This window comes from Leptospira kobayashii (assembly GCF_003114835.2).
Taxonomy (GTDB): Bacteria; Spirochaetota; Leptospiria; order Leptospirales; family Leptospiraceae; genus Leptospira_A; species Leptospira_A kobayashii.
In genome coordinates this window covers 1814178-1840180 of the sequence record NZ_AP025028.1, presented here as the reverse complement: position 1 = coordinate 1840180, position 26003 = coordinate 1814178, and the positions used below count along the sequence as shown (strand labels likewise).

Annotated in this window: 24 protein-coding genes; 13 read left to right on the top strand and 11 right to left on the bottom strand. The window is 40.0% G+C overall.

Annotated elements, in window-relative coordinates; translation table 11 throughout:
* Genes ccoG through DI077_RS08020 form a run of 5 tightly spaced genes read left to right on the top strand, consistent with a single transcriptional unit; the run spans position 1 to position 5198 of the window.
* Positions 1-1380, top strand: a complete 1380-nt coding sequence (gene ccoG, locus DI077_RS08040; protein ID WP_109019645.1) for a cytochrome c oxidase accessory protein CcoG — start codon at positions 1-3, stop codon at positions 1378-1380.
* Positions 1364-1849 (top strand): FixH family protein, encoded by a 486-nt coding sequence (locus tag DI077_RS08035; protein ID WP_109019644.1) that lies wholly within the window; start codon positions 1364-1366, stop codon positions 1847-1849. The genes ccoG and DI077_RS08035 overlap by 17 nt, the downstream gene beginning before the upstream one ends.
* On the top strand, positions 1846-4293 hold the full coding sequence (locus tag DI077_RS08030) for a heavy metal translocating P-type ATPase (protein WP_109019643.1): 2448 nt from the start codon (positions 1846-1848) through the stop codon (positions 4291-4293). The genes DI077_RS08035 and DI077_RS08030 overlap by 4 nt, the downstream gene beginning before the upstream one ends.
* Complete coding sequence (gene ccoS / locus DI077_RS08025) at positions 4290-4448, top strand: cbb3-type cytochrome oxidase assembly protein CcoS (protein ID WP_109019642.1); 159 nt, start codon at positions 4290-4292, stop codon at positions 4446-4448. The genes DI077_RS08030 and ccoS overlap by 4 nt, the downstream gene beginning before the upstream one ends.
* Positions 4449-5198: a sulfite exporter TauE/SafE family protein gene (locus tag DI077_RS08020; protein WP_242935419.1), complete on the top strand. Its 750-nt coding sequence runs from the start codon at positions 4449-4451 to the stop codon at positions 5196-5198.
* 42 nt (positions 5199-5240) lie between these two features.
* Here the strand turns inward: DI077_RS08020 and DI077_RS08015 are convergent, their stop codons facing one another.
* From DI077_RS08015 to DI077_RS07995, 5 genes are all read right to left on the bottom strand, one after another.
* Complete coding sequence (locus tag DI077_RS08015) at positions 5241-5867, bottom strand: dienelactone hydrolase (RefSeq protein WP_242935418.1); 627 nt, start codon at positions 5865-5867, stop codon at positions 5241-5243.
* A gap of 78 nt (positions 5868-5945) precedes the next feature.
* On the bottom strand, positions 5946-6626 hold the full coding sequence (locus tag DI077_RS08010) for a Crp/Fnr family transcriptional regulator (RefSeq protein ID WP_109019640.1): 681 nt from the start codon (positions 6624-6626) through the stop codon (positions 5946-5948).
* 144 nt (positions 6627-6770) lie between these two features.
* Complete coding sequence (locus tag DI077_RS08005; RefSeq protein ID WP_242935417.1) at positions 6771-8129, bottom strand: MBL fold metallo-hydrolase RNA specificity domain-containing protein; 1359 nt, start codon at positions 8127-8129, stop codon at positions 6771-6773.
* A gap of 123 nt (positions 8130-8252) precedes the next feature.
* Positions 8253-8987 carry a LytR/AlgR family response regulator transcription factor gene (locus tag DI077_RS08000; RefSeq protein WP_109019638.1) on the bottom strand — a complete coding sequence of 245 codons (735 nt, stop codon included), beginning with the start codon at positions 8985-8987 and terminating at the stop codon, positions 8253-8255.
* Positions 8980-10767 (bottom strand): PAS domain S-box protein, encoded by a 1788-nt coding sequence (locus tag DI077_RS07995; RefSeq protein WP_174705624.1) that lies wholly within the window; start codon positions 10765-10767, stop codon positions 8980-8982. The genes DI077_RS08000 and DI077_RS07995 overlap by 8 nt, the downstream gene beginning before the upstream one ends.
* 89 nt (positions 10768-10856) lie before the next feature.
* Here DI077_RS07995 and DI077_RS07990 point away from each other — a divergent pair, with 89 nt between their 5' ends.
* The 5 genes from DI077_RS07990 (at position 10857) to DI077_RS07970 (ending at position 15259) form a co-directional block, all read left to right on the top strand.
* Positions 10857-11573: an Hsp20/alpha crystallin family protein gene (locus DI077_RS07990; RefSeq protein WP_242935416.1), complete on the top strand. Its 717-nt coding sequence runs from the start codon at positions 10857-10859 to the stop codon at positions 11571-11573.
* A gap of 434 nt (positions 11574-12007) precedes the next feature.
* Positions 12008-13156, top strand: coding sequence for a cytochrome-c peroxidase (locus DI077_RS07985; protein ID WP_109019637.1), 1149 nt, complete (start codon positions 12008-12010; stop codon positions 13154-13156).
* 25 nt (positions 13157-13181) lie between these two features.
* Entirely contained in the window at positions 13182-14276 is a 1095-nt protein-coding gene (locus tag DI077_RS07980) for a metallophosphoesterase family protein (RefSeq protein ID WP_109019636.1), read from the top strand.
* A gap of 45 nt (positions 14277-14321) precedes the next feature.
* Positions 14322-14756, top strand: coding sequence for a c-type cytochrome (locus tag DI077_RS07975; RefSeq protein WP_242935415.1), 435 nt, complete (start codon positions 14322-14324; stop codon positions 14754-14756).
* Between the two features lie 14 nt (positions 14757-14770).
* Positions 14771-15259, top strand: a complete 489-nt coding sequence (locus DI077_RS07970) for a hypothetical protein (RefSeq protein ID WP_109019635.1) — start codon at positions 14771-14773, stop codon at positions 15257-15259.
* 29 nt (positions 15260-15288) lie between these two features.
* Here DI077_RS07970 and DI077_RS07965 read toward each other — a convergent pair whose 3' ends face one another.
* Positions 15289-17118 (bottom strand): FG-GAP-like repeat-containing protein, encoded by a 1830-nt coding sequence (locus tag DI077_RS07965; RefSeq protein WP_109019634.1) that lies wholly within the window; start codon positions 17116-17118, stop codon positions 15289-15291.
* 420 nt (positions 17119-17538) lie between these two features.
* Here DI077_RS07965 and DI077_RS07960 point away from each other — a divergent pair, with 420 nt between their 5' ends.
* On the top strand, positions 17539-19305 hold the full coding sequence (locus tag DI077_RS07960) for a methyl-accepting chemotaxis protein (RefSeq protein WP_109019633.1): 1767 nt from the start codon (positions 17539-17541) through the stop codon (positions 19303-19305).
* A gap of 39 nt (positions 19306-19344) precedes the next feature.
* Here DI077_RS07960 and DI077_RS07955 read toward each other — a convergent pair whose 3' ends face one another.
* Positions 19345-20589: an MFS transporter gene (locus DI077_RS07955; protein ID WP_109019632.1), complete on the bottom strand. Its 1245-nt coding sequence runs from the start codon at positions 20587-20589 to the stop codon at positions 19345-19347.
* Between the two features lie 18 nt (positions 20590-20607).
* Complete coding sequence (locus DI077_RS07950) at positions 20608-21189, bottom strand: NADPH-dependent FMN reductase (RefSeq protein WP_109019631.1); 582 nt, start codon at positions 21187-21189, stop codon at positions 20608-20610.
* A gap of 190 nt (positions 21190-21379) precedes the next feature.
* Here DI077_RS07950 and soxR point away from each other — a divergent pair, with 190 nt between their 5' ends.
* Positions 21380-21823 carry a redox-sensitive transcriptional activator SoxR gene (gene soxR, locus DI077_RS07945; RefSeq protein ID WP_242935414.1) on the top strand — a complete coding sequence of 148 codons (444 nt, stop codon included), beginning with the start codon at positions 21380-21382 and terminating at the stop codon, positions 21821-21823.
* Positions 21824-21921: 98 nt separating this feature from the next.
* On the top strand, positions 21922-22374 hold the full coding sequence (locus tag DI077_RS07940) for a PAS domain-containing protein (protein WP_109019629.1): 453 nt from the start codon (positions 21922-21924) through the stop codon (positions 22372-22374).
* A 15-nt stretch (positions 22375-22389) separates the two neighbouring features.
* Here the strand turns inward: DI077_RS07940 and DI077_RS07935 are convergent, their stop codons facing one another.
* The 3 genes from DI077_RS07935 to DI077_RS07925 all read right to left on the bottom strand — a co-directional run bounded on the left by DI077_RS07935 (position 22390) and on the right by DI077_RS07925 (position 25889).
* Positions 22390-22977: a Crp/Fnr family transcriptional regulator gene (locus tag DI077_RS07935; protein ID WP_109019628.1), complete on the bottom strand. Its 588-nt coding sequence runs from the start codon at positions 22975-22977 to the stop codon at positions 22390-22392.
* Between the two features lie 79 nt (positions 22978-23056).
* A complete protein-coding gene (locus tag DI077_RS07930) occupies positions 23057-25063 on the bottom strand; it encodes a methyl-accepting chemotaxis protein (protein ID WP_109019627.1) in 2007 nt (668 codons plus the stop codon).
* A 439-nt stretch (positions 25064-25502) separates the two neighbouring features.
* Entirely contained in the window at positions 25503-25889 is a 387-nt protein-coding gene (locus DI077_RS07925; RefSeq protein WP_109019626.1) for a transmembrane 220 family protein, read from the bottom strand.
* Between the last annotated feature and the right edge of the window lie 114 nt (positions 25890-26003).

Sequence of the window (26003 nt, the reverse complement as noted above, 5' to 3'; positions counted from 1 at the left end):
ATGATCCTATCACGACCTATTTCAGGGAAGATCGGAACTGCACGAAAGTTCGTGCAGTCTTTTCTTCTTTTGCTTTTTTTTGCCACCCCTTGGTTTCGCTTCGACGGAATGCCTCTCATCAGATTGGACATTCCGGAAAGAAAGTTTTTTCTTTTGGGAAATATTTTCACACCTCAAGAAGGATATTTCCTGCATCTATTCCTGATAGCAATGGGTTTATCATTATTCTTCTTTACTACGTTAGTCGGTAGAGTCTGGTGCGGTTGGGCATGTCCTCAAACCATTTATACGGATATCTTCGATTCCATAGGAAGAAAGATACAAGGATCCAAATATGGTAGGAAGGATGCACCTTTACTTCCGAAAATAATCACACATCTTTCCTGGATCTTAATCAGTTGCATTGCCTCTGCTGCATGGATTTCCTATTTTGCAGATCCGTATCTGATGGTCGGATCCGTATCTGATTTGAAACAAAGCGGTTTAATCCCCGGTTGGATCGGCTTTTTTGCTTTCTTCGCTTTTGCGATGTATGCGGATATCGCCTGGATCAGAGAACAGTTTTGCAAATACGCATGTCCCTATGCACGTTTTCAAACGGTAATGATGGATGCTCACTCCATAAACATTACCTATGATTTCAAACGGGGAGAGCCTAGAAGAACAGGCAAGGTAAAGATAGGAGACTGCACTTCATGTAATATGTGTTTGGTTGTTTGTCCGACAGGGATTGATATCAGAGAAGGAACAAATGTAGGCTGTATTGCCTGCGGAAAATGTTCCGATGCATGTACGCAAACTATGGCCAAGGAGAATAAAAAAACTCTAATCGGTTATTCTACCGAAAATCAGATTTATACGAGGGATTCTTCGATCAAATGGATTCGCCCGAGGACAATCGTTTATGCAAGTTCCTTACTAATCGTTCTATCTGCATTGAGCCTGCTTCTTTGGCAAAGAGTTCCGCTTTATTTATCCGTCCTTCCCGATCGAAACATTCCACCCATATCTCTCGGAGAAAATATTGTTCGTAATTTTTATGAAGTGCAAATGCAGAACCTGACACAAACGGATAAAGTATTGAAATTCGAAATCTTAAGAAAAGACCTAAAAGGAAATGGAAAAATTCTAATCGGAGGTACGGAAGAAGGAACCGTTACATTGCCGGCAAATTCGAATAAGAGATACCGTCTATTTATCGAATTACAATTAACGAAGGAAGACGTTAAAAACAAAAGCCATTCGATCTTATTGAAAGTTTCCGATAGCGGAGACCCCAATTTTTTTAAAACCGATGAAGTTCCTTTCCTTTTACCGGAAGGACTTGCCTTCCATGAAAATCATACAAAGGGGAAAATCGTATATGCACAAAAGCCTTAAACAAGCCTTCCTTCTGATCGGAGTTACATTTCTGACTCTTTTCCTTGCCACTTTTATTACGGTTCGAATTGCTTTGGCAGGTCATACTCCTCCCGTAGATTCCAATTACTACGAAAAAGGATTAAATTATGACCAAACAGTTGCTACACAAAAAGAAATGTTATCCGAAGGATATGATTTTGAGGCAGCTTGGTTTCAAAAACAAACTTCGTTAAAACCTGGCAAACAAACAGTCGCAGTGAAATTCATTCGTGGAAAGGAAACCGTTTCGGAAGCGGACTTAAAACTCAAGCTGGAAAGAAGCGCTACCGATTCTTTCAATCGAACTGTCAAATTGAAAGAAATTTCAAAAGGAATCTACCAAGGAGAAATTGAGATTCCTTTTGCAGGATCCTGGAGGGCCGTCCTCTCTGCAAACTCGAAGGAAGGCCATTTGGAAAAAACAAGACAGATAGAGATTGAACCTTGAACCAAACAGTTGTTCAAACAAACTGTTTCCACTGCAATTCTCCCATAGAAGAAGATCATCCCGTATTTACTGAAAAAAACGGAATCAAACGGGAATACTGTTGCAATGGTTGCGCTACCGTCTCTTCTCTTTTATTGGAAAACGGGTTGGATCAATTTTACCAAATACGTGGAACACAAGTCCTCGAGCCGAAAGAGCCGGAAAATGAAAATTACGAATCCGATTCCAGAATGGACAATCCGTCCGTACATTCCGAATATGTAGAAGTCATTTCAGAAAATCGGAGCGCAGTATTTGTCACAATTCGAGGGATCCATTGTTCCGCCTGTGTTTGGTTAATCGAAACTGTTCTATCCCGCAGTCCCGGAATTCAAGATGCAAGAATCAATTTCGGAACAGGTAGACTTAAATTAACCTTTGACGCAAAAAAAATATCCTTAAGTAAAATATTCAAAATCATCCGGGATTTGGGATACAAACCGAGTCTCTACTCTCCACTGAAAGCGGAATCAAAAGTTTCCAAACCGTTCAAGGATCTTACCTTTCGAATGGCCGCTGCCGGTTTTTGTTGGGGCAATATCATGTTGTTCTCTGCAAGCCTTTATGTGGGATATTTTGAAGGTATGGACATCAATATAAAAAATCTTTTCCATTATGTTTCCTGGATACTCGCAACTCCCGTATATTTTTATTCAGGTTATCCGTTTTGGAAAGGAGCCTATGAATCCTGGAAACGTCACATACTTTCCATGGATACGTTATTGTTTTTAGGAGTGAGTCTAGCCTATTTTTACAGCATCTATGTGACGTTACGAAACCAAGGAGAAGTTTATTTCGATTCCGTTTGTACTATTTATTTCTTTATACTTTTGGGAAAATATTTGGAAGCCATGATCCGTTTCCAAGCAGGTACGAAGATCGGAGAATTATTATCATCTCTCCCGGAAGAATATGAAGTAAAAAGAAACGACTTCTGGGAAAAAACGTCCACTTCATCGATTATTAAAAATGACATCGTACGTTTGTTACATGGTAGTCGTGTGCCCGTGGATGGAAAATTGGAATCAGCGGAATCTTTTTTCGACGAATCCTTCCTCACGGGAGAAAGTAAACCGATTCGAAGGACCAAAGGAGAAGAAGTAAAAGCAGGTTCCATTTGTCTTTCTTCAAATATAACCATTTCTTCCAGCGGAACCGCAAGAGAAAGTTCCTTGGCGCAAATAGGAAGATTACTGGAAGACTCCCTCCTTACCAAACCTAAAATTCAAAGAGTCACGGATCGGTTGGCATCCATCTTTATCAAAATCGTTTTGGTCGTAGCGGCCTGTACTTTCGTATATTGGTGGAATTTTGTTTCATTGGAAACGGCGATACTAAATACGATCAGTGTTTTGATAGTAGCTTGTCCTTGTGCGCTCGGCTTAAGCGTTCCAGCAGCACTAGTCGTAGGTTATTGGATGCAATCCAAAGAAGGGGTTCTGATCAAAAATCCGGAAACAGCGGAAATACTCGCAAAAGCAGATCGAATCTTCTTTGATAAAACGGGAACTTTGACCACCGGTAAACTCGAATTAAAGGAAGAACGATTTTTCAGTAATGCAAAAAGGCAGAACGAATATCGTAATATAGCTGTTAGTTTAGAATCTAATTCCTCTCATCCGGTAGCAAATGCGTTCGTAAGAACCTTATCTCTTTCCGATCAAAGAACAACTTCAAATCACCTCCCGATACTGCCTGAATGGGTTTCCATGGAGGAACATCCGGGACTTGGAATCGAAGCTAAAGATGAAAAAGAAAATTTTTATCGTATAGGAAGTAAAAAATTCGCACTTGCATCCGAAACGGAAAACGACGGATGGATTTATCTGAGTAAAAACGGATTTCCGCTTGCGGCATGGGAATTCGGAGACAAGGCGAGAGAAAAAGCGAAGGAAAGTATTTCATTCATCAAAACACTGATCCCTCACCTTGAAATTCTTTCGGGAGATGTTGGCGGAAAAGTAAAAGCCTTGGCGGATGAACTGGGAATTGATGATTATTCTTCCAATCTTTCTCCATCGGAAAAAAAAGATAGAATCAGAGAAGCACAACTCAAAGGAGAAACAGTCGTTATGTTAGGAGACGGAATTAACGATTCCGCTTGTATTGCCCAAGCGGATTTGGGTATCTCCATGGGAATGGGTTCCGATCTCTCATTGGATCGTTCGGACGTAGTGCTAATTCAAAACAGATTGGATTCTCTTCCAAAATCCATTTTGATATCAAAAAAAACGAGATCCATCATTTTACAAAATATTGTTCTATCACTTATTTATAATTCGATAATGATCCCTCTGGCTGCACTAGGACTAATGCTTCCTGTCATCTGTGCCGGTTTTATGACATTCAGTTCTCTCACCGTAGTTTTGAATTCTCTATCAATGAAAAGGAGAGTATTTTCATGAATGCATTGTATTTAACAATTCCGATTGCATTATCAATCGCATTCGGAGCATTTTATGTATTTTTCAAAAGTTATCGTACCGGACAGTACGAAGACATAGAAGGTCCCAAATACAGAATGTTATTTGATGAAGATCGTCCTAAGGGAGGTCAATAAATGGAAATTCATTTTGCATTACTCGGTTCCGCATTCTTAAGCGGTATCGCAGGTTCCCTTCATTGTGCCGGGATGTGCGGCCCTTTGGCCGGAACCTTATCCATTCTGATTCCCGACAAATCAAAGAACACAAGCTTACAGCTCGCATACAATTCCGGAAGACTAGTTTCTTACTCTATAATAGGACTTTTGCTCGGATTATTGGGAGAAGGAACGAATTTAGTATTTTCTAAACTCTTACCTATACAAGAGATCGCAGCTTGGATGGGAATTTTGGTCCTTCTATTTTTGGGAGTCGGTTTGGTATTCGGAAAATTCGCCATTTCAAACTCCTACCTTACAAGACTAATGGGAAAGGTCACAAAACCGATTTTAGGTGATTTAAAAAACAATTCTTTAAGTTCTAAAAAAACGATTTCACTCGGATTTGTCTTCGGATTTCTAACCGGATTTCTCCCTTGCGGAATCCTCTACCCAGCTTTTGCCACAGCATTTGCAAGTGGCTCTCCATTTCTCGGATCGGCAATCATGGCCTTCTTTTTTTTAGGAACATTCCCTTTATTATTTTTATTTGGAATCGGGTTCAGATCCATTTTGACAAAGGTAAGGGGACAATTCATTCGTTACGCGGGAGGAGCGATCGTAATCGTCTCCATCTTTATGATCCTTTTGCGTTTCCAACACAATCATGAAGGACATTCGACTTTCACCAAAGAAACAGGCGAAGATATACATTGCCATAGTCATTAAACGAGGATTTTGAGAAAGTAGGCAAAATCCTATCTTCTTATTTTATTCAGCAAACTCGGAAGTTCTGGATTTCGGGAAAAAAAACCAACGCAATACTGCCTGCGACACTTGCGACCATTTCTCTCTGTCTTCGAAATGACTCGGAGAACCTTGAATCAGATGAATTTTTTTGACAGGTGCCTCTATTTTGGATAGTCGGAGCTTATTTGTTTCAATTCCGCGAAAGTCCAATTGCCCAATGATATTTAAGATAGGAATTTCGGAAAAAACTAAGTTCAACGTCGGTAAACCGTCACCGATAAGTACCAAACTTTCAATTTCATCCCGAAGAATTGATGTTGTGCGAAACAATCGTTCGGCAATCGAAGAGAGACCCAAATAAGCAAATGAAAGTCCTTTCGTATCGGAATTTGTCAGAAGCTCTTTTGTAATGGCGACAAGCCGGTCGGCCAAAAGCGATTCGTCCAAACGGTTTGCGGAGACTTCCTTTTCTTCGTCAGTTAATAAACTTCGAATAAAAAATGTTGCTATTTTGTGATCGTTTAAATTTTTTTCAAGCTGTAGAAATCTTTCCAGGAATTGATCTTCCTTTTCTCCTAAAATAAGTATCACTAAAAATTCGGAACCCACTGGTACATATAAATTTCCGGACAGCTCGATTTGGTTCATCCATACGGGTATTCTTATATACTTGCGCTGTTTCGTATCTTCCATAAAATCGTGAATGCTAGAAGCAGAAAAGAAAAATCAATCCAATAACTTACGGAGAGCTAATCTGTTTTTTACGCATACCTTCCGTTTATCGATATCAACCCAGCCCCTGCTTTTTAAGTCAGTCAATGCTCTGACCAAAGTTTCCGTAGTAACACCGATGATGGATGCGATGACTTCGCGGGTGATAGGAAGGTCCACCTCTTCCGCATTTCTATCCATAGATTCCAATAAAAATTCGGAGAGTTTTGCATGGACTTGTCTTGTACCCAAAGAATAGATTTTATTTTCAGCTTCCACCGAGTCTTTCGCTATTTGATAAAAAACAAAACTTTGAAAATCGGTGTCAGAGCCTAACAGTCGTTTCAACTCGGATTCTTCTATAAACTGAACGATGGAATCTTCCAATGCAATTGCATTATGAAGATAAGTTCCGCCATAGGCTGCGTCCCGGATTCCCAACCATTTTCCGGAAGTATAGATTTGGAATGTCTGCTGTTTTCCAGCCGTTCCCGAAGATCGAAACGAACGAAAAGATCCTTTTTCAACGATATAAAATCCTGCGGCAGACTCACCTTCCGTAAAAAGAATTTGATTTTTAGCCACCAGTTTGCGAATAAATTTGATCTGACTTTCCTGAGTAAACACTCCTTCGGAAACTCTATCGAACGGAGCGTATTTTTTGGTTTCGGATTTCGGTTGAATAACAGCTGCCATGATTTACAATCACCCTTATTTCTTTGGATGCCTTTATACTAGCGAATGAAATCCCCTTAGTCAATGGCCGCCGAGGGATGTCGCCATTTGAGAAGATTTCCTGCGGATTTGGCGGGTGAAAAATCATTTGAAATGGCAACTCCTTTAGACTTCGAATGTGATTGTATCATTCAGCTCCGGAACAATCACTTCCCCATTACTTGTCTTTTCTATTTTTTCCCGCAATGAATGGGCGGCTTCCGGTTCACCGTGAACGATACAAATCTTCTCAGGTTGTTTTTTTAGATGAGAAATCCATTCCAATAACTCAGATTGGTCGGCATGTGCGGAAAGGCCGTCGATACTTTCCACATCACATCTCACTTCATAGTATTTTCCCCGAATCTTAATCTCGGTATCCCCACGTAACAATTTTCTACCGCGTGTCCCGGCAGCTTGGTAACCTACCAACAGAATCAAAGATTCATTATCACCTAATGATTGCTCCATATAAGAAAGAACTCTTCCTCCGGTCGCCATTCCACTTCCTGCAATGATAATTCTAGGACCTTTGTTCTTTGTATTTCTTTTGGATTCTCCCGCATCTTTGATACGAATTATATCTTTGCTAATTTCTCTGCATTCGGCTTTCGTCAATTTATGCCATTTAGGTCCGTAGTTTTGAAACACTTCGAATACGTGCAATCCCATCGGTGAATCCATATAAATAGGAATGTTAGGAATCTTTTTTTCTTTTCTAAGCCGCCATAATAAAAACATCAATAGCTGGGTTCTTTCCACTGCGAAACTAGGAATGATGATGGAGCCATTCGAATCCGAATATTGGTTTACCAGTTGGATGAGACGTTTTTCTGGATTGCCTCTGTGAATTCGATTTCCATAGGTTGACTCAAGGAGCAAAATATCCGCATCTTCGGGCTTTTCCGGCGTGTAAAGTAGAGGATCCCCATCTCTACCGATGTCTCCCGAAAAAACCAATTTTTTTTCACCGACTCTAATCTCGATAAAACTGGCACCTAAAATATGTCCGTTGTATCTGAAACGAAACTGAACATCGGGAGTTACGGAAATCCAATGATCCAATTCAACCGAATGAAATAAGGAAAGAGTGTTTTCCACATCATTCGAGTCATACAGAGGCAACGCAGGTTTATGTTTCGAATAACTAGAGTTATTTGCAATGTGTGCATCCTCTTCCTGCAAACGGGCGCTGTCTTTTAATACTATGCTTGCAATATCCAAACTGGGTGCAGTTCCGTAAATCGGTCCGTTGTATCCGTCTTTTACAATCCTTGGCAAAAATCCGCAATGATCAAGATGTCCGTGCGTAAGTAATACCAAATCGACGAGTGTTACATCGACAGGGGCTTCTTTCCAATTCAGCAAACGCAATTCTTTTTCACCTTGGAAGAGACCGCAATCTATCAGAATTTTTTTCCCGAATGCCTGGAGCAGATATTTGGAACCGGTTACTGTTCCCGCTCCTCCTAAAAATTGAATCATGCCGATCTCTCGATTTATTTGAACCATAAGCAAATAAGAGTATCTAATGGATCGGATTTAGTCAACGCTCGACTAGGAATTGAGCGAAACCGGAAGGTGTACGGCGGATTGGGAGGGAAAAAATCAGAGCATTTCTTTTATTTTGGAAATGTATTTGCGACCGACGGGCAATTGAGTTTCATCCTCATCTTTTAAATACACTGCATAGTTTCCCATATTGTCCGTTTGAAGATGTGACAATTTTTCCAAATTGATGATATGCTGTTTATAGATTCTTAAAAAACGACCAGGAGGTAATTTTGTTTCCAAACTTTTTAAAGACTTATACGTTACATACTCTCTTTCATCCGTATGAACTATACTGAAATTGTCTCTGGAAGAAATAAAATTGATATCTTTGTAAGGAATCAGAAAGTGATTTTCTTTTTCCAAGATAAAAAGTCCATGCTCATTAAAGACATTACCGGAAGCTTTTTCCTCTTTTTTTTGCAAAAACTGAATCGATCGGTCAACCGCTTTGAAAAACCGATCTTTTGAAAACGGCTTCAGTAGATAATCAATGGCACCTAACTCGAAAGCTTCGATCGCTTTATCACGCAAAGCGGTAATAAAAATGATATAGGGAGGGTTTTCCAGTCTTTCTAAAATTTCCAAACCCGAAAGAATCGGTAGATTGATATCCAAGAACGCCAAATCGAATTCTTCCGATTGTAAATATTCCAAAGCTTCTTCCCCGTCTTTGGCTACCTTGGACAAACGCAACTCCGGACGAGATAAACAGTAATTAACGAGCAAGTCTCTTGTAGGAGCCTCGTCTTCCACAATCAAAGTTTTCCATTCTTTACTTTCGTTAGTCATTTTGAATCAAATGTGATAATTCTTCGTTCTTAGGTTTTTCAAAACTGACGGTGACGACAGCCCCGCCTTCGGGATGATTTTCAATTTTTACTTCTGATTCGTAAAGGTAAAATTTAAGTCTTTCTGATATGTTGGATATACTTCTGGAATAAGTATCTTCGGCTTTGATTCCAACCCCATTATCACGAATAATGATATGGGTTTTTGTTCCTTCGATATAGGCATTGACGGAGATGAGCCCTTTTCCTTTTTTATTCCGGAGTCCATGAAGATAGGAATTTTCAACAAGCGGTTGCAAACTGAGAGGAGGTAGTTGGCATTTTCGAAAGTCCCCTTTTTTATTTACTTCAATTTCTATAAAATCGGAAAACCGAAGCCGAAGCAACTTCAAGTAGTTTTCCATAAATTCCCATTCAATATCGAAGGGAACCAATTGTTTGTTCGCCTGATCCGTAAGGAAACGATAATTATCAGCGAGCATTAAAATGGCGGAATCTGCCATTTCCGGATTCGTTTGCAGATAGGAATGAATGATACTCAATGTATTAAACAGAAAATGAGGACTCATTCTATCTTGTAAAATTTTTAAATTATTTTCCGCATGTCTTGCCTTTTCTTCCGTTTCCTTTCTTTCCGTGATATCATTTCGAATCGCCAAATATTGATAAGGTTTTCCATTTTCATCCATAATGGGAGAGATGGTAGTATCTACCCAATAAAATCTCCCGTCTTTCGCCTTATTCTTGATTTCTCCTTTCCAGATTTTTCCTTGAGAAATAGTTTTCCATAAATCTTTGAAAAAATCTTTCGAATGATATCCTGAGTTGATGATGCGATGATTGTGTCCTAACAATTCGTCTCTGGAATATCCGCTGATTTTGCAGAAATTCTGATTCACATAGATAATGGTTCCCGCTTTATCCGTGATTGCAACAATCGAAACTGTATTCAATGCAGTTTGAAAATCGGAGAGTTCTTTCAGGGAACTTTTTAGCTCCCGTTCGATTTCCTTGGTTCGGGTGATATCAATCCCGATAAACCATTTTCTCAAGCCGGATACGGGAAATTCCGAAGACAGGTTCGATAAGGAAATTGTTTTTGATTTTCCATTTTTGGCAAATAAATCCAATTCCCAATTTTTAAAATCGGAATCGAATATTCTAGAATCAACTCGGGGGGAGAAATGATTCATTTGCGGATTCAAAAGATTTTTTATTAAAAACTGTTCTTTTCCAATTACCTCGTTTTCTTTATATCCGAATACATTCTCACATTCGGTGTTCCATGAGATAGGGCTTATTAAATGATCCGTTTCCATAAATAACACCGGCATGTTTTTCAGTATTTGCCTGAGTAAACTTTCATTTTCAATTAACAACTGCTTGTTTTTTTTGCTTTCAATTATTCTCCACAAATTCTTTTTTATGAATTCTGCATAATGTATAAACTCAACGAGATTTTCCTGAACTCCTTCCAATGAATAAAACAGCAACACGCATTTTTTTGCTTTGTTATCAAAGACGGGTATTTCAAAGACGGATTTCATATTTCGGAAAAATGAAAAATCATCCGAGTAATGGTTTTCAGGTATGTTTCTCCAAACTATTTCATCCGAATCAAAATAGGAATCAAAAGCTCTTGTCAGTTCGGAAGAATCCGGATTCGATTGTTCCAGTTTTTTCTCTTTTTCAGAAAATAAAGTTGCTTCCAATAAAAAAGATCCTTTGGAAGAATCAGAAACCCAACCTTCAGCATAATTCCATTGATGAAGTTCCATCATTTTTTCCAAAACGATGAAGACTACTTTCGATAATGAATACGAATCATCATATAAATTCGTAAAAAATTCTAAATATTTAATCTTTGATTTTGCCTGACTCAATTCTGATTCGAGGGGGGGGATTATCTTATTTATATTTTCCATTCTTTATACCAAGCTCAAACTCAATGCAATATAGAACAAAAAATACACTGGCAGAGGATTTAGACGACTCGAATTCAAAAAAAATAAATTTACTCACATCGCAACTTATTGCGGGTAATCCTGTAAATTTGCAGATCGCTTTGAATTTACGTCGGATTCCTTACCTACCATTGACAATTTATCGTAGAAATGTTAATAGAAAGGAAATTACAAATTTGGAGAACCATTTTATGAGTAGCTTAACTAAATCTATCGATCCTTTTCACAATCTAAATAACTTGGAACATTTTTTCCATAACTGGAACGAATTGTTTCATAAAGATTGGATCCATCATATACCGGCTGTCAATGTTAGTAAATCAGCCACAGGTTACAAAATGGAACTTGCAGTTCCGGGTCTTGATAAAAAGGATTTCAAAATAGATATCGACGGCGATTTGCTTACAATTAAAGCCGAAAAGAAAACTGATACGAAAGAAGAAGATAAACACTACAGCAAACGGGAATATAATTATTCTTCATTTAACCGCTCATTCACGCTTCCTGAGGCAGTAGACAGAGAAAAAATAATAGCGAAATACGAAAACGGAATTTTACAACTTTCCGTTCCTTTGAAAGAAGGTAGTTCGAAACCAGAATCCTTGAAAATCGGCGTACAATAATTCTAGAACTTCCGAATACTTACACTTAACATCCGCTAATAAATGGCGGATGTTCTTTTTTTTCCGCAATAAAAGAACAATGTTGGGTTTTCGGCTCATATAAAATGAGCTGGCTATAAAAAAACAAATAAAGAAAAAAAAATCAAAATTTGAAATTATTTTCTTCTACAAAAAAATCCAGGATAATGAGTATTTTGTAAATATTTTCAAGAAACAAAGTTTGCCCTAAATCAGTATTTTCTAATATACTGAAAAAATACCACCTAATTTTCCGTTAAAGCGGACATTTTTCAAATCATTTATAAAAACGCAAGATCCCACCGTTTCTATTTCAGGTCTTGACTCATTTTAGAATTAGAGTTATTCTAACTCTTTAATAAGAGATTCGTATAGAGAGGGTTTCCATGAGTTCACTCAAGAAATTTTCTAGAAGGATGAAAGTCTTTACCCTGTTGGGACTTCTCCTTACATTTCTGATTTTCTTCGGATGTAAAGAAGATAAGACTCCGAAAGGAGCGAACGACTTTTCTTATGTTCCCAGCGGAATCTTGGGTCTGCCGGATGTCCCTATACCCAAGGACAACCCCCCTTCCAGGGAGAAAATAGAACTCGGTGCAAAACTCTACAATGATACTCGTTTTAGTTCCGACGGTACTGTTTCCTGTGCTACTTGCCATAAACCAGACAAAGCATTTACGGACGGGCTCAAAGTTTCCCAAGGGATTCGAAAACTAACAGGCACAAGGAATGCACCTACAGTATTAAATGCGGTCTTTCTCAAAACACAATTTTGGGATGGAAGAAGACCTGATTTGGAAGGACAATCCAAAGACCCTTTGTTAAATCCGGTGGAACACGGACTTTCCAGTCACGAAGATTTATTGAAAATAATTCGTTCCGATTCGGATTACCTTGCAAAATTTAAGAAAGTTTTCTCAGTAGATGAAAACTTGGTCACGATTGATCATGTTGCGAAAGCGATCGCAGCTTTCGAAAGAACGATCATTTCCGGTGATTCACCATTTGATCGTTACCGTTACGGAAAGGACACAAATGCGATTTCTCCAGCCGCGATACGGGGACTCGCCGTTTATCTCGGAAAAGGACGATGTCAGGATTGTCATACAATCGGCGATACAAGTGCTGTTTTCTTTGATGATAAATTTCACAATCTGGGAGTCGGTTTTAAAAAGATCCAACCTCGTTTGCAAATCATTTTAGAAGAAACCGCTAAGGCAAAAAAATCAGGATCGAAAAAAACCGATGAAGAGATTCTAACAAACCTGGAAAGCTCCGAATTGGGTAGATTTGCAGTCACAGGAAACACCGAAGATTTAGGTGCCTTCAAAACTCCCGGCCTCCGAAACATCACTCTCACTGCCCCCTATATGCACGACGGAAGTTTAAACAGTTTGGAACAAGTCATCGAGTTGTATGATAAGGGAGGAGAGGAAAATCCTTTCTTAAGTAGCGGAATCAGACCTCTGGGACTCAGCCCGGGGGAAAAATCGGATCTGGTTGCTTTTCTAAAAACATTAACAAGCCCGAAATTGCCGGGACTACCATCACCAAACAATAAATAGATCTTATTTTTTCAAGGAGATATCTATGAAAGAAGGAAAATTGAATAGAAGTGACTTTCTACGCGGGGCCGGAGGACTTTTGGCAGCGTCCGTACTTCCGATCAGTCTTGTGGAAATTGCCTGTGGCGGCGGTGGAAGAGAAAAAGGAGCATCAAACGAAGGTTTTACGTTTGCCTTTATCTCCGATCCCCACTTAACTCATATTAAAGGAACTTCCTTCGTAAGAAACTTTGATAGCGGACTGAAAAAAGCAATAGAGACAGTAAATCTTTTATTTCCCAAGCCTGACTTTGTGGTCTTCGGAGGGGATTTGGCACAACTAGGCAAAAGAGAGGAACTGGATCATGGAATGGAATTACTTTCGAAAGTGAACGTTCCTATCAAATTCGTAATCGGAGAACATGATTATTATCTGGATCTCGGAAAGTATTGGGAAGATAAGATTAGCAAATTACAATATTCTTTCGATCACAAAGGCGTTCACTTCGTAGTATTGAATAGTATTCTTACTTACGAGCCTTGGGTTCGGAAATGGAAAACCCCTGAAGAAAGAATGAATCAGATGGCAAGACTGGACAATCCTCAAGGATCTCCCTTTATGGTGGGAGACGAACAAATTGCCTGGTTAAAAAAAGATTTGGAAAAAGTAGATAGCAAAACACCTCTTGTGATTCTTTCCCATTCCCCTCTCTATAAAATTTATCAACCTTGGAATTTTTGGACGGACGATGCGGAGAAAGTACAAACGGAGCTAGGCCGCTTCGATAATGTTACAGTCTTTCACGGACATGTACATCAGGTATTGTACAATCAGATCAAGAATATAAGCTTCTATGCACTGATGTCCACCGCGTGGCCATGGCCTTACCCGGAAAGCTACCAGCGAGATAAAAATTACATACCGAAGATGACCGTGTTTATGAACAGGCAGGACCCTTTTCATGAAAGAGACGGTACAGGTTGGGCTTTTGTGAATATGGAAAACGGACGGGAAGAGATGCATTATAAACTTTGGGAAAACAAAGATCGTGTTGTGAAATACGATGATAAGGCAGGGCATCCGATCGATTCGGAATACCAATTACCTGAATCCAGAATTCTCCCTCAAACCCATTACTAGTGCGGGAAGAGATACGGAACAACGAACATTGATTAGGAGTTTTATATGAAAGAACTTTGGAAATCCATTTTTAAACGAAAGGGAATCTGGTTGCTAATTTCCAACTTGGTAACCGCACTGGCATTTGTCGGTCTATTGTTTGGTGATGATTGGGACAAATCGAACGAAGCGAAATGGAATACCGCTTTTATGGAAACCGTTTCCAGAGGAGAAGCTTTGTTTCACGGTCCTGAGTTAGGAGGCAATACGGTTCAATGCGCCATGTGCCATCCGAATGCAACAAACACTCATCCGGAAACATATCCTAAGTTTCAAAAACAAATAGGAAAAGTATCCACACTGAGAGAGATGATCAATTGGTGCATTCAAAATCCTCTGCAAGGCAAACCGCTTGCATACGATGATCCGAAAATGATCGCTTTGGAAGCTTACATTGTGTATGAAAGAAGGAACTCCCCTCTCAATCCGGGAAAACACTAGTTGCGGAGATTATTATGAAACTCAAATCATTTGCAAGGGCATCCATGATTATTTTCCTATCGATTCTAGTTTTCAATTGCGGAACGGAAGTTAGTGAAAAGGAAGCTAGAAACGATTTGGAAAAAGGAATCTCCCGGTTTGCCAATCTGGAAGAATTTAAATTACTCAGTCGGGAAACAGCTTACCAAAAAACGTCCGGTGGAACTGCTGAATTTCTTTTTCTACTTTTTTCCGCGAAAGCGAAACTAAAAGAAGATGTCAGAAATTACGTACACCATGCCCAGGAAGGAAGGTATCATAGGGAATATGTAGGTTGGGTTTTTCAGAATTCAAAATCTTCCGAAACAACGACCCGCCTACTCCATTTTTCCCTTTTGGCAAACCTTTCCTCGGAACGTTGGTATGATCGGAAAATCGGGGATGATGTTAGTCTAAGAGGTGTTTTACGATATAAAAAAGACGAAAAAGGAAAGTGGAATTTTTTAGGCGCATTTGACGAATGATGCATGCAGGAAGCGAAACCACCTAATATTTAAAATGCGATGGAATTGCCGAGGGACTGGCCAGCAGAAGTGGAAAGAATCGATGTGGAAGTTCCGCCCGAGCTCAAATCCTGATTGCCCGGGCCGGAATCTTTATTACTTTTAAAATAATATATTTTGTTTGCTGTAGGAGAAGAAACAAGTAGGTCGGAAAAACCATCCCCATTGAAATCCAAAAGCCGCAACATCTGCGCAAAACCCGTCAACGTAGTAATACCGGTTAACACCGCATTACTACTTCCACCGGAACTCAGATCAGCACTTGCAATCCCACCGGAACCTGTGTTTAGAAACAAATAAACATTCCCTTTTCCGGAAGATCCGAAAATTGTACCCACTAACAAATCCGGAAATCCGTCTCCATTCGTATCTCCCACCGACAGTATATTTCCGAAACTACAGGTATTGGGAGTGCAAGTGGAGTTGGAAGGTCCAACCAAAATCGTGTTTGGCGTAGATGAAAAAGGAGTGGAAGAACTGCAATCGGAATGATGAATGAAAACAATCCCTTGGTTTGTATTAAAAGCGGATCCGCTCGCGATTAAATCAGCACAACTGTCTCCGTTCAAATCAGAAAGAACGATTGTTCCACCAAAAGCACATCCACCTGTGAAAGTACATCCGGGAGAAGGAGATGTAGGTCCGAGTAAATATTCCTGCGGACTAGGTGGCAAAACTCCCGCATTTGATAAATAGATATATGCCCTGCCTTGGCCGCTATTATAAGTGGTAGCGGAAACGACCAGATCGGCATATCCATCTCCATTGATATCTCCTACCGCAGACTGACTCCCGAAATTATCATTTGCACCAGGTACATAGGAACGATTCGCAGTATTCGTATTTTGCGTTGCAATTCCCGATGCCCCTTGGCTATAAAATAAAAAAGTCTCATCGTTCCAGGGGGAAGAAAGTACAGCATCATCATAACCGTCGTTATTTATATCCCCTCCCATCACAAAAGATCCCAACCTTCCGCCACCGGTAACACCGTCTAACACAGTACTGGCTACACCACCGGAATTCAAATTTCGACTTAAAATCCCGTTTGCTCCCGAACTATGGAATATATAAACTCTTCCTACGGCACCATTGATAGCCTGGCTCCCTACAATCATATCCGCATAACCGTCTCCATTGAAATCCCCTGCTCCACCCCAATCCCCGAAGAAAGTTCCGCTTGGCAATCCGTCCGTTACTGTGGAATCAGGTAAGCTCGAAGGAATTCCCGTTTCAGGATTTGTCAAATAAACAAAACCGTATCCTTGGACCGCATTCCCCGGGGAAGCGGTTACCAAAAGGTCGGGATAACCATCCCCATTTGTATCGAGATTGGTTCCTTTTTTAACTTGGATGGTTGTTATTGGTCCGGTTTGTCCGAATCCATTGATTCCCTGAAGGGAAACAATATGTTTTGTGCCCTTCTTCCAATAAGAACCCGTCACTGCACTGGTAGGAAATTGATATTTCCAAGTTCCCGAGTTAACTCCTACGATGGAAGTGGCAACTCCATCCAAAGAAATGATAATGAGCTTAACATCGGAAGCAGCTTTTCCAACCAAAAAGCCGGTGTGAACAACCGAACGTTCGGATAAGTTGGAAATGGTAACAGCACCTAAACTTCCTTGCCCGGAAAACAAAAGAAGTGCTCCGAGAGCATACGGATTGTCTTTCGGACAAAGAGAGTTATTTATTTCCACTAAACATTCAGCAGATGGCCGTATAATCGGATTAGCCCAGCAATGAATCAATAAACCTGTAAGTATGGAAAGAATGGAAATTCTCAATAACGAACGATGCAATTTCCAATAAAATAACATATTCCGGATCCTTACTTTGACTTTTGTATATAAAGGATTCTTAATTCATCAATAATTTAATGAAATAGTTCAAAAAAAATAAAGAATTTCCGTATCCATTTCCGACCGCCGGTTAAGTCGAATTGATTATTGCCTAAATATTAAGCAAAGAAATCCGGATTTAAAAAAACTGAACGCAAAGCTAAGTGCTAGGAGAAATAATAATATAACAACGGAAAGGTCATGATGTGAAATCTAAAATATCTTTCTCCTCAAAAAAACGACTGCGTTTGTCGAAAAGCCGGCGAAAACCTCGCGTTTTGCAATTAATTAATTTCAATATTGTCATTTTATTTTCAATAATTTTATCGATTTTTTCGTCACATTGACTGGAGTTGCATCCGTATAAATAGGTTTTATACCTGCAAAAGGAGATCAAGCTTGTTTAATAATTTAAAAGTCGGTATTCGTCTGGGATTGGGGTTCGGAGTTATTATTTCCTTTTTGTTCATTCTATCGGGAATCAGTGTATTCCGACTAAGTCAGGTTAACGAAGCTACCAAACTGATCGTGGAAGATCGGTATCCAAAGACTATATTGGTCAATGATATAAACAAACGCACGATAGATAACGGTAGGCTGATCAGAAATATACTACTGGTGGATAGTGAAGTAGAGAATGAAAAATATTATAAAAAAATCGGAGTAAATCGTGACAAAATAAACGAGTCTCTCGCAACTCTGGAGAAAAGAGTTATTACGGAAAAAGGAAAAAAATTACTCAAAGAAGTTATAAAAAATCATACAACTTTGGATGAAAGATACATTACTCTATATCAATTATTGAAAACCGATAAAAAGAAAAGTCTCAATTTTTTATTCACGGAGTTCTTACCTGTGAACAATGCTTTCGGAACATCTCTCGACAATCAGGCAATATTTCAAGGAGAGTTGATGGATGCATCCTCTAAAGAAGCAAATGACATATACTCCTCTACCCGCACACTTGCACTCTCATTGACTTTAATTGCAATGATTTTGGCTATCTTAACCGCTATTTTGATCACAAAAAGTATCACCAAACCTCTGACAGAAGCAGTCGACGCAGCAAACAAACTGCAAATAGGAGATTTATCCGCTCAAATTGCATCCACATCCAAAGATGAAATCGGGCAATTACTGCAAAGTATGAAGGCGATGATTTCCAAATTCAATCAAATGGTGGAAGGACAAAGAAAGGTAGTGGCTGCCGCAAACGAAGGGAATTTTAATAAGAGAGTCGATCTGGCGGGACTACAAGGTTTTCAAAAAGAAATCGGAGAAGGATTGAATCAATTGGTAATTACTACGGGAGAAAGCATTGAAGACGTAGTCCGGGTAATGGGAGCCGTCTCCGAAGGGATTCTCACTAAGTCGATTGATAAAGCATATCTAGGCAGTTTTGCGAAACTGAAAGATTTTACGAATAATACAGTGGCAAAGTTATTCCAGGTTGTAAATGAGGTGAATCATCGAGCCGATTCCATAGCGAATGCCGCAGACCAAGTCAATTCTGCAGCACAACAAATTTCACAATCTACCGTTGAACAGGCAGCAGGCGTTGAAGAAACAAGTGCATCAATCGCACAAATAACCATTTCCATTTCACAAAACAATGAAAATGCGAAAATCACGGATAAGATCGCTTCTAAAACCTCCTCCACCGCCAAAGAAGGAGGAGAAGCCGTCAAAGCAATGATTTTGGCTATGAATGATATCGTTGATAAAATCGGAATCATTGATTCCATTACGGATCAAACAAACCTGCTTGCTCTGAACGCAGCCATTGAAGCCGCTCGTACGGGAGAATTAGGAAGAGGATTTGCTGTTGTTGCTTCGGAAGTCAGAAATTTGGCGGAACGCAGTCAAGTGGCGGCACAAGAAATCGGTGAAGTTGCAAAAAATAGCGTTTTACTTGCGGAGAGAGCCGGCATCTACCTGGATGAAATCGTTCCCAATGTCAAAAAAACTTCCGATTTGGTTCAGGAAATATCAGCATCTTCGGAAGAACAATCCACAGGTGTGAAACAAATCAATTCCGCCGTGATCCAATTGAGTCAAACGACCCAGGCCAATGCTTCCTCTTCGGAAGAATTGGCATCTACTGCTGAGGAGATGACCGGTCAGGCAATTCAGTTACAAAAGACGATGGCCTTTTTCAAAATATAAAAGAATCTTTAAAAGAGCGACGACGGAGAATCCGTCGTTTTAAATCTCCAATTGGACTTCTACGGGTTTAACCACCTTCTTTTGATTCACCAAAAGATTCACACGGCTCATGATGATAACGGTTATCATGATTGCGAATGCAACGACATATCCCAGGTTTGCATAACCTTCCAGATAACCGCTGGGAGTTTGTACTACGATGAGTCCCGCTGAGGCAGCCGCAATTCCACCTGACAACTGTTGTAATGAAGAACTGATTGCCATATAAGCTCCCCGGTCTTTGATTTCCGGAACGGCCGAAGTCAATGCGTTAGCAGAAATCATTCTACCTGTAATTGACACGAACAGAAGACAATTGATTGTGATTACAAACCATATAGGGCTGATTCCCATTCTGGTGTAATAGATAATGATGCAAGTTGCCGCAAGGGATGCGATTACAAACACAGGATATTTTCCGATCGAATCGCTCAATTTACCGATCAAAGGTCCTGCGAAAATCGAAACTATCCCTGTGATCATGTAGATCAGCGGGAGTTTTTCCAGAGAGATTCCCATATTATGAACTGTAAACGCGCTCCCGAAAGGCATCAGCATAAACCCTCCTGTCGCAAGCAAAGTTGTCGCTAAAAATCCGGGTAGGTAACTCGGGTTACGAACGGTATTCAACAAATGCTTTAACGCTCGTTTTTCGCCCTCTCCTTCCAAATGGGAAGTGAGAGGTTTTAAATAGGATAATGCCACTAGACCAACACTCGCACTCACTCCTGCAATCATGATAAAAGGAGCCTGCCAGCCCCATAGATTCGAAATGTATATTCCCAAAGGAAGTCCGAATACTTGGCTCGCCGCAAATGCAGTCATTACAAAACCCATAACCCTTCCCCTCATCTCCAGAGGAAAAAGATCGGCAATGATAGCAAAACTAATCGATGCGATTACACCACCGAAAATGCCTGTGATGATACGGGCAACAAGTAAGGAAACATAAGTAGGTGCGATTCCACAGAATACGGTTCCTAAGACAAACCCCGAGTAAAAGAATAAAAGTAACTTTTTCCTATCAAACCGGTCGGCAAATCCCGCAGCAAGAATTCCTGATGCACCGGCACTGAACGCATAAGCGGATACTACCAGCCCGAATTGCGTAGTGGAAATATTAAGTTGTTCCAGAACTTGGACACCTAATGGTGACAAGATCATAAAATCCAGAACAACCGTAAATTGAATAAAAGCCAACAGGGAAATGACGAAGACCTGGTATTTTGTAAATTTTGTTTTCATGAAGTTTCCTTTAAAGTCTCAATACTTAAGAACCGGATAAGGAATGCCCATACGGGCATTTCGAAACGAATTCCCCCACCAGTCCAATTCGTTTAACAGCGATATAACGGCACTTTCCGATAGAGTTTCATCCATCCGATCGGGAATTTGCATGTCGGAAAAAGAAAAACTAACGGAATCTCTAATTGTTGCAACCCGTAACTCCGCAAATAAAATGCGAAGTTCTTCCACCACCCGACTCTCCCCCAAATCGCCGCCGTAAGAAATAAATCCCATCGGCTTGGAATTCCACTCATCCCGGATGGAATCAATTGCAAGTTTCAACAATTCCGGATAACCGCAGCTAGGTTCAGGTGCAATTACCACAAACGCATCGGAAGAAAAAATCCGATGAGCCAGTGCGGACTTTTCCAATGTCGATTCTCCCTGCCGGGAAAGAAATGAAAAATCATGTAAGTCAATCAGATCGATTTTAAAACGGTGATCCGAATCAGCTTTATTCATGAAACAACGAAGAGCTGTCTCCCCGAGATCTCCTGCGTTCTCTAGAATCACCCCCAACCTGAGGGGGGAGTCGGTATTCACATATTTCAATAGCATCAAATCACTCCCGAACGATATTCTGTTTCCAATATTTTACAACTTAAAGTGAACTTGAAGTAAAGCCCCCGGAGTTATTTTTTTTCATAAATTTTCAAAAAAAATTCGGATATTTAAACCCATCTTCAAAAACTAAAGTTAAAGTTAACTTGACATTATATTTTTTGAAATTTCCATTTCGGATATGGAAATGGAAGAGTTTCTTACAATCGGACAAGTCTCCAAACGAAGCGGGGTAGCCTCATCTGCTCTCAGGTTTTACGAAGAAAAGGGTCTCATCACTTCCCTTCGAGCCGGTTCCGGTCATAGAAATTACCCGAGGCATGTACTTCGCCGTATCGCATTTATCGTATTCGCACAAAAAGTCGGTCTATCCCTGGATGAAATCGCCGAAGAAGTTGCCAAACTGCCGGTTGATCATACTCCCAGCGGGCAGGACTGGTCCAAATTATCCAAAACATGGACGACCAGAATCGAGGAAAAAATCATGGAATTGGAAAGACTCAAACGAGGACTTTCCCAATGCATCGGATGCGGTTGCCTTTCTTTATTCCATTGCAAACTCGCAAACCCCGGAGATCGTTTGGGACGTTTTGGACCCGGCCCCTCACGTTGGATGGGGAAAAAAAGATAGAACGGTTTTATTAACAATTGTTAATAAACAACCGAACAAACACTCGCGTCTATTGATTGTGAACGAAGTACAAAAATCGTTCCGGAAAATAGTCGCAAATGAATATTTCAAACTCAGATCATTTTTCAATACAAACATCCAAAAATAAGGATGAGTTTTTTTGGATTAAGGATTTTCCGTCGAACCGGCTTCTCTACGTGAGCTCCGCATTTGAAAGAATCTGGCGGAGGCAGACAAAGACAATACTTGAGAACCAGTATTCGTGGTTGGATATTGTGCATCCGGAAGACCGTAAAATTGCGATCCAAGTATTTCAGCTTGCTCCCGATGATCCCGAATGGATCGATCCGTTTAGAATTATATTTTCTGACGGAACCACCAAATGGATTCGATGCCGCGCATTCAAAATCATAGGAGAAGATGGCAATGTAAGTAAGATCATCGGATTTGCCAAAGACGTTACCCGAAAAGTATGCGGCAAGATTGAAAACCAATCGTCGTCTTTGCAAGGAACGGAATCATTCGGATCAGAATTGTGTTCGGCGATTTGAACTGATTCGAAATTTTTATTTTTTATCTTTCCAAACTCTGTTTCGTATTCGACTTAAAGAAACGGCGGTGATTCCCAAATAAGACGCGATGTAATGTTGCGGAATGCGTTCTACGATATCCGGTTGGTTTTTAATCAACTGTCTATAACGAACTTCGGGACTATCCCTGATCCGGGACAAAAATAAATTCATATACGTATCAAATCTTTCGAGTGCGAAGTCCAGCAAAACTTCCTTTAGTTTTTCATTTTCACGATAAATGATTTCCGCATTCTCAGCGCTTAACACATACACATCCGTAGGCTCTATGCTTTCCAAACTAAACTGGCTATTATTTTGTGTACCTCTGTAAGCATGTAAGGAACCGATCGCTCGGTTTTCAAAGAAGAAGGCAATCGTAACATCTTTGTTTTTATCTTCGAACCAAATACGCAAGCACCCCTTTTTGATGAAATAGATTGTTTTATTATTTTCTCCTTTACGAATCAAAGTTGTTTTTGCGGGAACGGATAACTCTTGTAACATTCCATAGTATCTCTTCCAGTTTCTATTCAAACTGGGAACTCTTTCCTTTAATTGGTTGAAAATGGGAAAATCTTGCATGGTTCCTTCCGGCTTTGATGGAAAATATCAATACCAGGATGAAATAACAAGATTTTATTCTTACATTGTAAATAAGTTATTATGCGACTTGAAATTTATCAGTGATTCTTTTCAATATTTCCGCATTGTTCGATAGACTCACTGAGGTGGCGGATACTTCTTCCGAACTGCTTGCCGTTCCCAAAGTCTCATCGTTCAGCTTGGAAATTACATTCGTGATTTCCCGAACCGCACGTTTCTGCTCTTCGATCGCCAATTTTACCGCCTCGGATTCTTCTCCGATCCGATCGGATTCCAAATCCACTTCCGAACTTAAGTGATCCTGAGTCTTTGTGATCTGGAATAATTCTTCCATTACGACCGCCACTTCCTCCACGGTTTGAATGATCTCACGAAGAGTTGTCAAAGTAATTTGAATTCCATCGATTCCATTGGACAATCCCGAACGGTTCCCGCCGATGATTCCTGAAATGGATTTGATAGACGATGTTGTTTTCTCAGAAAGTTTGGAAATCTCATCGGCAACGATCGCAAATCCTCTGCCCGCATCCCCTGCTCTTGCCGCCTCAATGGATGCATTCAAAGATAGAAGTTGGGTTTGATCCGCTATTTCGTTGATTATTTTTATAATACCGGTCATCTGTTCCGAAGATTTCAAAATAGTTCCGAACACGGTTCCCATTGAATTCAAAGACTCTTCTCCTGTTTTTACTTTCTCTGAAATCATATTGGATTTTTTTAATGTGTTCTGTATTTCCTTTCCGATTTGCCGACTGCCTTGGGAAAGTGATTTGATCTTTGAATGAAATTCCCTTATGTTTCGATACTGACGTTCTACTTTTTCGGATATTTGATCCATCGCAGCACTCATTTCTTCCGTAGTTGCAGACATTTCTTCGGAAGATGCCGCGGTCGATTGGGCGACAGTCGCAAAAGAAAGAGACGACGTGGTCAATTGATTTGCAGAAGAAGATAGATCCAAAGAAATCTGTTGAACGTTTTTAATCGACTTGGATAGATTCTGAATGAAAGAATTCATATCTCCGCTTATCATTCCGATTTCATCCTGATAAGATGAGTTTAAATTGCATCTTAAATCACCTTCCGACATTGTACGAAAAACCTTACTTACCGATTCCAACGGTCTTAATCGATTGTTTAAAACCCGATAGAGAACATAGGCGGAAACACTTGCAGTCAACAAGGAGATGATAATAATTCCTAAAACCAGTTTGTTTAAGGAATTTGTAATCTCATGAAGTGGCTGAATCGCCGCAACGGATAGTTTCCACTTTTCCAAACGTTTTAAAGTTGCGAATCTTTTTTGACCTCCGAAAACAAAATCCATAATTTCACCTTCCCTCATGGAAAGTAATCCGGCACCGAAACTTTGTTTGGAGATATCCAGGTTCAGAATCAGATTTTTATTTATATGTGCGATGACACGACCGTCGTTTTCCACAATGGAAATATATCCTTCTTTCCCCAACCGGGCGTTGGCAACTAACAAATCAGATATGGAGTCCAAAGACAAAGCCAAACAAAGTATACCGATCTTCTTGCCTTTCTCCATAACAGGTGTTGTAAGAACAGCCACAGTGCTTCCCGTAATAGGAGACTTTTTTGCCTTACCGATTGAAATATCGGAATTGCGAACAGATTCTAAAAAACGGTTCAAATCTTCCCGTTCGTCTTTCCTCTTTCCATATCCGATTGTTTTTCCTTCCACCCCATCCGCCACAACCAGGGATTTTTCCGAAAGACCGAAAACAAAAATATTTTCGTACACTCCGAACCGGTCCATCATCTCTTTAAAGTAAGGACTTGCGATAGGCTTTCCCGAAAGAACGGATTGAATCGCTCTTTCGTCTCTTGCCATTGTCTTGGCTATTTTTTCATGAGATTGTAGGAATTGATTAAAATCCAATCCCACGATATTAACTACCGTTTTCATCTGATCCTGGTAATGGTCTTTGATCTGAAGGCTTGCAAGATAAAAAGCAGTACCGCCAATGAGTATTGTTAGCAAACTCAAAATAGCGAAACTCCAAACAATCAAAATGAACTTAAGACTGTGTTTTTTCATACGTCTCTCCGTGAGATCGGGAGATTCCACTCCGGAACGGAATTCATTCCGCCTTCCCGACTTCTAGTTTTGAGACTCTCTTTTCATCGGATTTTTTATTAACAATTGTTAATTAGTATTGTTTGGTGATTCCCGGTTTTTATGCCCGAAATGGTTTTGCATAAGGAGGATACAAGGAATTGGCGACGCTATTCCATCCCTTACATCTAAATTAATCAGATATAATACGTTCCAGGCGAACCCCCGAAAAATTATTTGCTTATACGGAAACCTATTCACTGTTCGTCGCATATAATTAAAATACATTCGGGGTCAGGCTACTACGGGCTACGCGTTCGCTTCGGTCGCATTATGCGACCGCTTACGCGCCCTCCGTATCCTTTTCGCGGGGATTGTTGTGTAATATGAGGAATTGTTTTGGAGAAGGATTAGAAATAGATTACGATTGTTTCCCTTTCCCTTTATTTGCCCGATAAAGCAAAAACAAATTGGATCCAAGCACAATCAAAGCACCGAAAAATTCCCTGATTTCCTCAATATAAGGTTTGTCTTTCGACATAGGCGTAGAGAGCATATTTTCACTTCCTTGAAGATACCATTGAAATGCACCGTCGGAAAGAATCAGAAGCTGCAATAAGACAGCACCGAATAAAATATAAATCAAAGGTAGATAAAACTTACCGGCTACGGCAAGACTACATAAGATAGCCGCCAATCCATAGATAAAAATCCAATGAATTGGATCGGGATCATTGTACTGCAATGCAGCCGATGTAAAAAATAGAAGAGCGAAAACAACATTAATGATTTTAAATAAAATACTCATTATGTTATTACTGATTCGGTTTCTATTCCGAGGCAATCTTAAAATATTGCCCTATTTACGACTTTCCATTCGGTAAACCGGTCAATCGACGAAACTTCGAACCGGTCGTATTTG

Coding starts and splice junctions, on each gene's coding strand:
- ccoG (WP_109019645.1), top strand. CDS start 1: ATGATCCTATCACGACCTATTTCAGGGAAGATCGGAACTGCACGAAAG.
- DI077_RS08035 (WP_109019644.1), top strand. CDS start 1,364: ATGCACAAAAGCCTTAAACAAGCCTTCCTTCTGATCGGAGTTACATTT.
- ccoS (WP_109019642.1), top strand. CDS start 4,290: ATGAATGCATTGTATTTAACAATTCCGATTGCATTATCAATCGCATTC.
- DI077_RS08020 (WP_242935419.1), top strand. CDS start 4,449: ATGGAAATTCATTTTGCATTACTCGGTTCCGCATTCTTAAGCGGTATC.
- DI077_RS08015 (WP_242935418.1), bottom strand. CDS start 5,867: ATGAACCAAATCGAGCTGTCCGGAAATTTATATGTACCAGTGGGTTCC.
- DI077_RS08010 (WP_109019640.1), bottom strand. CDS start 6,626: ATGGCAGCTGTTATTCAACCGAAATCCGAAACCAAAAAATACGCTCCG.
- DI077_RS08005 (WP_242935417.1), bottom strand. CDS start 8,129: ATGATTCAATTTTTAGGAGGAGCGGGAACAGTAACCGGTTCCAAATAT.
- DI077_RS08000 (WP_109019638.1), bottom strand. CDS start 8,987: ATGACTAACGAAAGTAAAGAATGGAAAACTTTGATTGTGGAAGACGAG.
- DI077_RS07995 (WP_174705624.1), bottom strand. CDS start 10,767: ATGATGGAACTTCATCAATGGAATTATGCTGAAGGTTGGGTTTCTGAT.
- DI077_RS07985 (WP_109019637.1), top strand. CDS start 12,008: ATGAAAGTCTTTACCCTGTTGGGACTTCTCCTTACATTTCTGATTTTC.
- DI077_RS07980 (WP_109019636.1), top strand. CDS start 13,182: ATGAAAGAAGGAAAATTGAATAGAAGTGACTTTCTACGCGGGGCCGGA.
- DI077_RS07975 (WP_242935415.1), top strand. CDS start 14,322: ATGAAAGAACTTTGGAAATCCATTTTTAAACGAAAGGGAATCTGGTTG.
- DI077_RS07970 (WP_109019635.1), top strand. CDS start 14,771: ATGAAACTCAAATCATTTGCAAGGGCATCCATGATTATTTTCCTATCG.
- DI077_RS07965 (WP_109019634.1), bottom strand. CDS start 17,118: ATGTTATTTTATTGGAAATTGCATCGTTCGTTATTGAGAATTTCCATT.
- DI077_RS07955 (WP_109019632.1), bottom strand. CDS start 20,589: ATGAAAACAAAATTTACAAAATACCAGGTCTTCGTCATTTCCCTGTTG.
- DI077_RS07950 (WP_109019631.1), bottom strand. CDS start 21,189: ATGCTATTGAAATATGTGAATACCGACTCCCCCCTCAGGTTGGGGGTG.
- soxR (WP_242935414.1), top strand. CDS start 21,380: ATGGAAGAGTTTCTTACAATCGGACAAGTCTCCAAACGAAGCGGGGTA.
- DI077_RS07940 (WP_109019629.1), top strand. CDS start 21,922: ATGAATATTTCAAACTCAGATCATTTTTCAATACAAACATCCAAAAAT.
- DI077_RS07935 (WP_109019628.1), bottom strand. CDS start 22,977: ATGCAAGATTTTCCCATTTTCAACCAATTAAAGGAAAGAGTTCCCAGT.
- DI077_RS07930 (WP_109019627.1), bottom strand. CDS start 25,063: ATGAAAAAACACAGTCTTAAGTTCATTTTGATTGTTTGGAGTTTCGCT.
- DI077_RS07925 (WP_109019626.1), bottom strand. CDS start 25,889: ATGAGTATTTTATTTAAAATCATTAATGTTGTTTTCGCTCTTCTATTT.